Origin of the sequence: Zhongshania sp. (assembly GCF_041584495.1) — a bacterium.
Taxonomy (GTDB): Bacteria; Pseudomonadota; Gammaproteobacteria; order Pseudomonadales; family Spongiibacteraceae; genus Spongiibacter.
The window spans coordinates 1-7,551 of the sequence record NZ_JBFHDY010000142.1; the positions used below are offsets into that span (position 1 = coordinate 1).

Here is a 7,551-nt window from a genome sequence, read left to right on the forward strand (position 1 = left end):
TACGAGCGCGATTTAGGTAAATTACTGATACTGCGCGCCAACCTAGATGCTATTTTCAGCGACGAGTATCACCCTTCGCCAAACTTGGATGACCGGGTAAAACAAGACGCTTTTGTTCAATTCAACGGGCGTATTTCAGTATCGTCTAATGACGGTGTGTGGGAAGTGGCGCTGCTGGGTAAAAACCTGACGGATGAGCTCATCATTCTTTACGCAATCGACACGCCTATCGCCAACAAAGTCATCGCGGGCACAACCACCCATCACGGTTTCACCAATCCCCCACGGACATTTGCGCTGCAAGCCTCATACCGCTGGTAAAGATCAGGTGCTTGCCGGTTTTGAGCTTAAACACTTAAAACCGGCCTTTTTAATATTCCGCAATAAACGCTTAGCTACCCTTCGGTAAGATATTAATCAGCCCATGGATCAATCGGCTATTAGCACTTATCAAGCTAGAGCGAGAGGAGCAATAATCTTCCAATAGCCAATGCAATGCCGACTGACTAATAGCGCCAATCAGTGCGAGACCAGTAATGCGCGTCTCTGCTTCTGGCAATCGCCAATCCGCTAACACCGACTTGCCGAGGTCCAGCAGCAAATCAGCAAACTGCTCAATTCGCTTGGTATACAGCGCATCGATACGGGGGCTAACACCGAGCACTTCCAACCAGCAAACCCGTGCAACTCGCGCATTTTCAAAGGCAGTAAAAAATGCCTCAAGGCCGGCGTCTATCACGCCGCTCGTGGGCTGCCTATTCCCTGAAGCGTTAATTGCAGCGATGACCTCGGTTTGAATCTGATCTAGCGACTCGGTATACACCGCCGCCAACAGGTCTTCGGTGTCGGTAAAGGTTTTATAAAAATAGCGATCAGTTAAGCCCGCCTGTTTACACAGCATTCGCACGGTAGTGGCGCGGTAGCCAACCGTACCGAAGAGCTCCAAGCCCGCGTCCAAAAATTGCCGGCGCTGACGCGCAAGCCGCTCTTCAGCGCTTTCGCCGCCATAGGTTCGCCCAGACTGCTTATCCCGAGCACGAGTTTCTTGTGTATTTTCCATGTCAGTATTTGACGACAAGCGCCATCAGAAGTAAAGTGACATCAACTGTCGTCAGATAAAAGCACCAGCCCTCAAGGAGAGGATTCAGAGATGCAAACTCAGCGCTATCGGGTAGTCATCATTGGCAGCGGCTTTGGTGGTCAATGCGCGGCAATCCGCTTGCAGGAGCAAGGTGTCACCGATATCCGTATTCTTGAGCGCCGCGATTATATGGGCGGTACCTGGTGTCAAAACAGCTACCCCGGCGCGGCAGTCGATGTGCAATCACCTCTGTATTCCATTTCTTCGGAACCCTACCCTTGGTCGCAAATGTTTGCCGAACAAGATGAACTGCAGCGCTATACTAATGCGGTAATAGACAAACACGGTCTGCGCGACAAGACCACGCTTAACGCAAATGTAAACCAAGTGGCTTGGAATGACGCTGCCAAACATTGGTTAATAGAAACCGACGCGGCAGGTAGTTTTGAGGCGCAGATATTAATTAACGCCTCAGGTCCGCTGAGTACACCGGTTACTCCCCAATTCCCGGGTCGCGACACGTTTAAGGGTAAAAGCTTCCACACCAATAGCTGGGATCATAGCTATAATTACACCGGCAAACGCGTGGCGATTATTGGCAGTGGCGCCAGCGCGGCCCAAGTCATTCCAGCCATCGCCAGCGAGGTTGATAAACTGCATGTTTTCCAGCGCAGCCCTCACTGGGTGCTGCCCCGCGCCGACCGCAAGTTCTCCTCTTTGCAACGCAAACTCCTTGGCTTTAAGCCCTTTTACAAAGCGCTACGCTGGTCGATTTACTGGGGGCTTGAGACGCGTGTGCTCGGCTTTAAGTATTCAAAGACTTTGTTAAATCTGCTCGCTGGCCGCGTGGCCTTAAAGCTGCTTAAAGAACAGGTGCCCGATCCAGCGCTACGCAAAAAGCTCACGCCGGATTTCACCATTGGCTGTAAGCGAGTCATTCTATCAAGCACCTTGTACCCTGCACTCTCGCGCAGCAATGTAAGTGTTCACGATAAGCACGATGGCATTAGCGCAATTACTGAAAGCGGCATACTCACCACACAAGGCCAGCAAGTCGATGTCGACCTTATTGTGTGGTCTACCGGCTATGATGCCACCGATGGCCTGATCTCCTACCCAGTCATTGGCAAAGACCAAAAGCACCTCTCGAGTTTCTGGGCAGAATATCCCCGCGCCTACCTAGGCACGACGATACCAGGCTTCCCCAATTTGTTTGTGGTCACCGGCCCCAACACCGGCATCGGCCATACCTCGGCAATTTTCGTGATTGAGTCGCAAATTAAATACATCACCGACAGCATTCGCCGTCTCGACCAATCTGGCAAACAAGCCATAGAAGTGCGCGCCCACGCCGAAGATGAATACACCCAAATGGTGCATTCCGAAATGGAAAAAACCGTGTGGAAGTCCGGTGGCTGCACCAGCTGGTATCAAAGTAAAAGCGGTCACATCGTCGCCATGTTCCCCGGCTTTAGCTTCACCTTTCGCCGCTTAGCCAGCCGCTTTAAATCAAAACACCACGCGTTTAGCTGAGGCCTATAGAATGAAAGATTTTAATGGCAAGTTCATCGTTATTACCGGCGCGGGCTCAGGCATGGGCCGAGCCTATGCACTGGAATTTGCCAAGCTCGGCGCACGCCTCGCCCTTAACGACTGCGACAGCAAAGGTCTCGCTGAAACCATCGACCTCGTGCGCAAGCAAAGCGAAATAGCGCTGTATAGCGCCGCTTTCGACGTCGCCGACCGCGCCGCAATGGAGGGCTTCGCCGCCGACATAAAGGCCGCGCTTGGTAGCGCCCATGTCATTATTAATAACGCGGGGGTAGCTGGCGCAGGCAAGCCGGTATGGGCGACACCGCTGTCGACCATTGAGCGGGTTATGCGGATAAACTTTTACGGCGTCGTGCACGGTACCCAAGTGTTTTTACCCCAGTTAATTGAAAATGGTGAAGGCGCAGTGGTCAATGTCTCCAGTATCTTTGGCTTGATCTGCCCGCCCAATCACTGCGACTATAGCGCCGCCAAGTTTGCCGTGCGCGGATTCACCCAGGCACTTATGGTTGAGCTACACGACAGTCCCATCAGCGTACACCTTGTGCATCCCGGCGGCATTGCCACCAATATTGCCAACGTGCCTCAGCACCAAGCGTTTTCAAAAAAATACCTATTTACGCCACTCAAGGCAATTGCGCGGTATGTTATTCGCGGCATTCGCAAAGGCACACCCGAAATTGTTTACGGCAGAGACTTGTTCAAAACCCGGCTCGGATCAAACTTCGCGCCCCTGCGCCTATTAAACAAACTCATATGGCGCGACATGCGTGATGTCATCGACCGCAGTGACCACCCGCTAACCCGCCGCCAAACACACTATTTCCACACCGATTAAAGAACGGAATGCAGGATGAAGAAGTCCATTTTATTTACCGCACTCGCAGTCACTACCAGTCTGGCGATTTGGGCCAGTGTCACCTACCCACGCATTGGCGGCAAAGTGCTGCACTTAGCCAGTAGCATTGAAACCTATATTTACGGTCTTCATCGCGCCGAGATCGACATTAATGACAGTCGTATGATGACTTGGCAAGGTGGCCCGCAAGAAGCCAAAAAAACCGTGGTCATGATCCACGGCTATAGCTCCGAAAAAACCGTGTGGATGCGTTTTGCCAGCCACTTCACCGACAACTACCGGGTGTTAATTCTAGATTTGCCTGGCCACGGCGAAACCCTCTTCGATCCCGAGCTAAAATACGACACCGTGAGTCAGGCTCAGCGCGTTGTAGAAGCAATGGACGCACTGAATATTAAACGCGCCCATATTATTGGCAACTCAATGGGTGGTTTTATCGCCGCGCAATTAGCATTACTCCACGCCGACCGCGTGCAAAGCGCCGTATTAATTGATGCCGCTGGCGTTGTTGCCCCCCAAGAAAGCGACATGGCGAAAATGCTCGCGGCGGGTCGCAACCCGTTTGAAATTCACAGCCGCGACGAATTTATCGAGTTCTACGCCATGACCATGGCCCAACCCCCGTATTTGCCAAAGATGATCTTAGACTATATGGCAGACGACTATATTGTTCGCCGGGAGTCACTCACCCGCATCTTCCAAGACTTCCACAACAGCGACTATCTGGACACCCGCCTGGCGGAAATCCACGTACCCGTGCTGATCCTGTGGGGCGAGCGTGATCGTCTATTGCACATTAGCTCAGCACCGGTGTGGCAGAGCGGCATAGCCAATGCCGAACTCATCACCTACCCAGAACTTGGCCACATGCCCATGCTTGAAGCCCCGAGCCAGAGCGCAGAAGATGTTCTGGCATTTCTTGCCAAACATCACTAAGCCAGGAATAGCCGAATTCCATGCAGCCGCAGTAAGCCAGCGAAAATAAGAGTGAGAATATAGGTCCAGGTATGAAGTTATTTAAAGATAAGGTCGCCATCGTGACTGGCGGTGGTGGCAACGGGATTGGTCATCACCTCGTCATAGCGCTTGCGCGACAAGGCGCCAAAATCGCCTTTTGCGATATTACAAAACTCGGTGTCACTGAAGCAAAATTGGCAGAACTTGGCGCCAACTACTACAGCGAAATGGTGGATATGGCCAACAAACAGGCCATTTCTAGTTTCATTGACAATGTACTCGCCCGCTTTTCCTGCATCGACCTGTTAATTAATAATGCTGGCATTGCCCTTGGCGACCTCAGCTTTAGCGAAGCGAGCGAGCAAGACTTTGAGAAAATCACCAACATCAATTACTGGGGTGTCATTCACACCACCCAGCGCTGCTACCCCCACCTGCTAAAGCGACCAGAGGCGGCGATTATTAATCTCTCAAGCTCCCAAGGAATCCTTGCGTTACCTTATCTTGTGCCTTACTGCACCACTAAATTTGCAGTTCGCGGTTTCACCGACAGTCTACGTGCAGAGCACCACATACGTGGCATTCGCAATGTGACGGTGCACACCGTGCACACCGGCGCAACCAACATCACCCTCAATGCCGCCCATTACAATAGTGGCACCCAACAATTTCACGAAAACCTACAGCGCGGAACCCAGCCAGCCGACGCCGCCAATATTATTCTGCGCGGTGTGCAGAAAAATGTCGGCCGAATATTTATCAGTGATAGTCGCACCCAAGACATACTCGCAAGACTGCTGCCCTCTACTTCGATTTATATTGTAAAAATGATGATGCGGCTGCGCGGGATTGCCGTCCGCTAAGCGATCAGTCTACACCGGGCTATTTTATCGATGTCATCATTTCTTCACCGCGCACCCTTAGACTCTGCGAGCATTATTTCCGGAGTCTGTTATGTCATCACCTCGCGATCCAAAATCCCGTCACTTTCCATTGCGCCCCTTAACGCGCCGCCGCTTCGTGACGGGAAGTCTTGCGGGCGTGGCGTTAACCGCGTGCAATAGCGGTAGCAGTCGGCGCGCTGACAGCAATGTCGACCAAGCCATGTTGGCCGGAGACCTGTCCTATGCCAATGGCGACCAGCCAATATGGGACCTGTGGTTTGAACAAATGCAGCCACTGCTGGCACGCCGGATTACCATGGCTGCACCAGGTAATCACGAACAAAAAGACTTTGGTGGCGACACCTTTAAAAATCGCTTCACCCACCCACCCGCCCAAGCCATTAACTTCGTCGTTTGGGCCTAGCGATCCGGGTAGTACCTTTTACTCCTTTGATTTCAATCGCGTGCACTTTTTAGTAACTACCGCTGGCGCCCTGATCGGCGACGGCACCCTACCAAAAGAGTTATTAAATATAGAAGCTGACCTTGCCAGTGCCGCGTTGCGGCGTCTGCGCGGCAAAATAGATTTCATCATAGTGATGCAACACTTCACCATTTGGACAGACCAGCTTGATCGCAGCCCTGCGAATTTCAGCTTGGTGGCCTTAGAAGAAAATATATTTATGCGCTACGGCGTCGACATTGTCATTGTTGGTCATGACCACGTGTATCAGCGCTCAGCGCCCATGTTTTGGGCCTTCCCAATCCTCTGGGCTATGTGCAAATGATGGTCGGCATTGGCTTTGCGCATTACAAAGTCAGTAAAGGAAAAATCAAAATAGACTATATTGGCGCACCGCCACTGGACATGTCGGACGTGGGCCGCGAATACAGCGAAGGCAATTTCGATGTACTCGACAGCGTAGAAATCAATGCAAAATCAATACTGGCCTGCAGCCTATGCGCAATGCCTGCGCGAGGTCCCGAGGCCTTAATGCATAATTTTGAGGTCATTGCTGCCCACACACGGGACCGCAACCGCCGCGCTTTGTTGCATTGTGGTTAGCAATTGATCAAATTGAGCTGCCAGTACCATATCCATTAGACAATTGATTTCCTTAGCGCAGCATTTTCCCATGCCGCCCCTAATCGCAGGATAAAAAAGCGAAGCTTGTTTTACACGTTGCCGCCATTTTCAGACGTCTAGATGTAGTATGCTCAACAGAGAGGTTAAAGTTTAATTAGCGACAGGTATTTCCCTCATGGCAGCAGGCTCACTTTTAGCCCTATTTGACGATATTGCGACTTTATTAGACGACATCGCAAGCATGTCGAAAATTGCCGTTAAGAAAACAGCGGGGGTTTTGGGCGACGATTTAGCGGTAAACGCCGAACAAGTGGGTAATGTTCGCGCAGAGCGCGAGTTGCCCGTGGTGTGGGCGGTTGCGAAAGGCTCACTACTTAATAAAATTATTATTGTCCCCGGCGTATTATTAGCCAGTATGTTCATGCCGTGGTTGATTACCCCGGTATTGATGATAGGTGGTGTCTATTTGTGCTTTGAGGGTACCGAGAAGATTTGGCACAGCATTACTCATCGCGGTGTCAAAAATCACGCCCAAAGCCGCGCACTCATACACAATAGCAATGCCGACTTACTAGAATTAGAAAAAGAGCGCGTCAAAGGCGCAATTCAAACCGATTTTATTCTGAGTCTTGAAATCATCGTAATCGCCTTGAGTACCGTGCAGGAAGAAGCCTTTGCCAAGCAAGCGATGGTCTTAACCGTAGTCGCCATTGGCATTACCATTGGCGTTTACGGCTTGGTTGCGTTGATTGTTAAAATCGATGACCTTGGCTTGGTGTTACTTAAGGCAAAAAGTAGCTTGGCCACTACAGCCGGCAATTTCTTACTGTGGTTTGCACCGACATTAATGAAAACCTTAACCGTGGTTGGCACCTTAGCGATGTTCCTAGTCGGTGGCGGCATTCTAAGCCACGGCTTTGATCACTATGCCAAGCTCGAATTCACGCTGGGTCACTTACATATTTTTAGCAATAGTTTCGCCAACGGCATTGTTCAAAACCTGCTCAACGGCCTTATTGGCGTCTCTGCGGGGGCTGTTGTTGTGGCCTTGGCTTCACATTTTCACCGCCATCAGCCAGAATAAACTCACTGGTTTAAAACGAGTTTCAGCCAAGCACGTCCATTTTAAAAA

9 protein-coding genes and 1 pseudogene are annotated in these 7,551 nt (G+C 51.1%); 9 read left to right on the plus strand and 1 reads right to left on the minus strand.

Going from position 1 to position 7,551, the window contains the following annotated elements; translation table 11 throughout:
• Positions 1-321 (plus strand): annotated as a pseudogene (locus ABYP33_RS16365) (TonB-dependent receptor); the annotation flags it as partial.
• Positions 322-391: 70 nt separating this feature from the next.
• Here ABYP33_RS16365 and ABYP33_RS16370 read toward each other — a convergent pair.
• Positions 392-1,060, minus strand: a complete 669-nt coding sequence (locus ABYP33_RS16370; protein ID WP_373092223.1) for a TetR/AcrR family transcriptional regulator — start codon at positions 1,058-1,060, stop codon at positions 392-394.
• Positions 1,061-1,150: 90 nt separating this feature from the next.
• Between ABYP33_RS16370 and ABYP33_RS16375 the strand changes: the two genes are divergently transcribed.
• From ABYP33_RS16375 to ABYP33_RS16410, 8 genes are all read left to right on the plus strand, one after another.
• On the plus strand, positions 1,151-2,614 hold the full coding sequence (locus tag ABYP33_RS16375) for a flavin-containing monooxygenase (RefSeq protein ID WP_373092224.1): 1,464 nt from the start codon (positions 1,151-1,153) through the stop codon (positions 2,612-2,614).
• Positions 2,615-2,624: 10 nt separating this feature from the next.
• Positions 2,625-3,470, plus strand: coding sequence for an SDR family NAD(P)-dependent oxidoreductase (locus ABYP33_RS16380; RefSeq protein ID WP_373092225.1), 846 nt, complete (start codon positions 2,625-2,627; stop codon positions 3,468-3,470).
• 15 nt (positions 3,471-3,485) lie between these two features.
• Entirely contained in the window at positions 3,486-4,427 is a 942-nt protein-coding gene (locus tag ABYP33_RS16385; RefSeq protein ID WP_373092226.1) for an alpha/beta fold hydrolase, read from the plus strand.
• A gap of 71 nt (positions 4,428-4,498) precedes the next feature.
• Positions 4,499-5,311 (plus strand): SDR family NAD(P)-dependent oxidoreductase, encoded by an 813-nt coding sequence (locus tag ABYP33_RS16390; RefSeq protein WP_373092227.1) that lies wholly within the window; start codon positions 4,499-4,501, stop codon positions 5,309-5,311.
• 91 nt (positions 5,312-5,402) lie between these two features.
• Positions 5,403-5,756 (plus strand): hypothetical protein, encoded by a 354-nt coding sequence (locus ABYP33_RS16395; protein WP_373092228.1) that lies wholly within the window; start codon positions 5,403-5,405, stop codon positions 5,754-5,756.
• A gap of 40 nt (positions 5,757-5,796) precedes the next feature.
• The gene (locus ABYP33_RS16400; protein WP_373092229.1) at positions 5,797-6,120 is read left to right on the plus strand and encodes a metallophosphoesterase; all 324 of its coding nucleotides are present in this window, start codon (positions 5,797-5,799) and stop codon (positions 6,118-6,120) included.
• Positions 6,117-6,398: a hypothetical protein gene (locus ABYP33_RS16405; RefSeq protein WP_373092230.1), complete on the plus strand. Its 282-nt coding sequence runs from the start codon at positions 6,117-6,119 to the stop codon at positions 6,396-6,398. Before ABYP33_RS16400 ends, ABYP33_RS16405 begins: the two co-directional genes overlap by 4 nt.
• Positions 6,399-6,594: 196 nt before the next feature.
• Positions 6,595-7,503 (plus strand): DUF808 domain-containing protein, encoded by a 909-nt coding sequence (locus tag ABYP33_RS16410; RefSeq protein WP_373092231.1) that lies wholly within the window; start codon positions 6,595-6,597, stop codon positions 7,501-7,503.
• Positions 7,504-7,551 lie beyond the last annotated feature (48 nt).

Bases quoted from the DNA above. Each gene is read 5' to 3' on its own strand.
- ABYP33_RS16370 (WP_373092223.1), bottom strand. From the start codon at position 1,060: ATGGAAAATACACAAGAAACTCGTGCTCGGGATAAGCAGTCTGGGCGA.
- ABYP33_RS16375 (WP_373092224.1), top strand. From the start codon at position 1,151: ATGCAAACTCAGCGCTATCGGGTAGTCATCATTGGCAGCGGCTTTGGT.
- ABYP33_RS16380 (WP_373092225.1), top strand. From the start codon at position 2,625: ATGAAAGATTTTAATGGCAAGTTCATCGTTATTACCGGCGCGGGCTCA.
- ABYP33_RS16385 (WP_373092226.1), top strand. From the start codon at position 3,486: ATGAAGAAGTCCATTTTATTTACCGCACTCGCAGTCACTACCAGTCTG.
- ABYP33_RS16390 (WP_373092227.1), top strand. From the start codon at position 4,499: ATGAAGTTATTTAAAGATAAGGTCGCCATCGTGACTGGCGGTGGTGGC.
- ABYP33_RS16395 (WP_373092228.1), top strand. From the start codon at position 5,403: ATGTCATCACCTCGCGATCCAAAATCCCGTCACTTTCCATTGCGCCCC.
- ABYP33_RS16405 (WP_373092230.1), top strand. From the start codon at position 6,117: ATGATGGTCGGCATTGGCTTTGCGCATTACAAAGTCAGTAAAGGAAAA.
- ABYP33_RS16410 (WP_373092231.1), top strand. From the start codon at position 6,595: ATGGCAGCAGGCTCACTTTTAGCCCTATTTGACGATATTGCGACTTTA.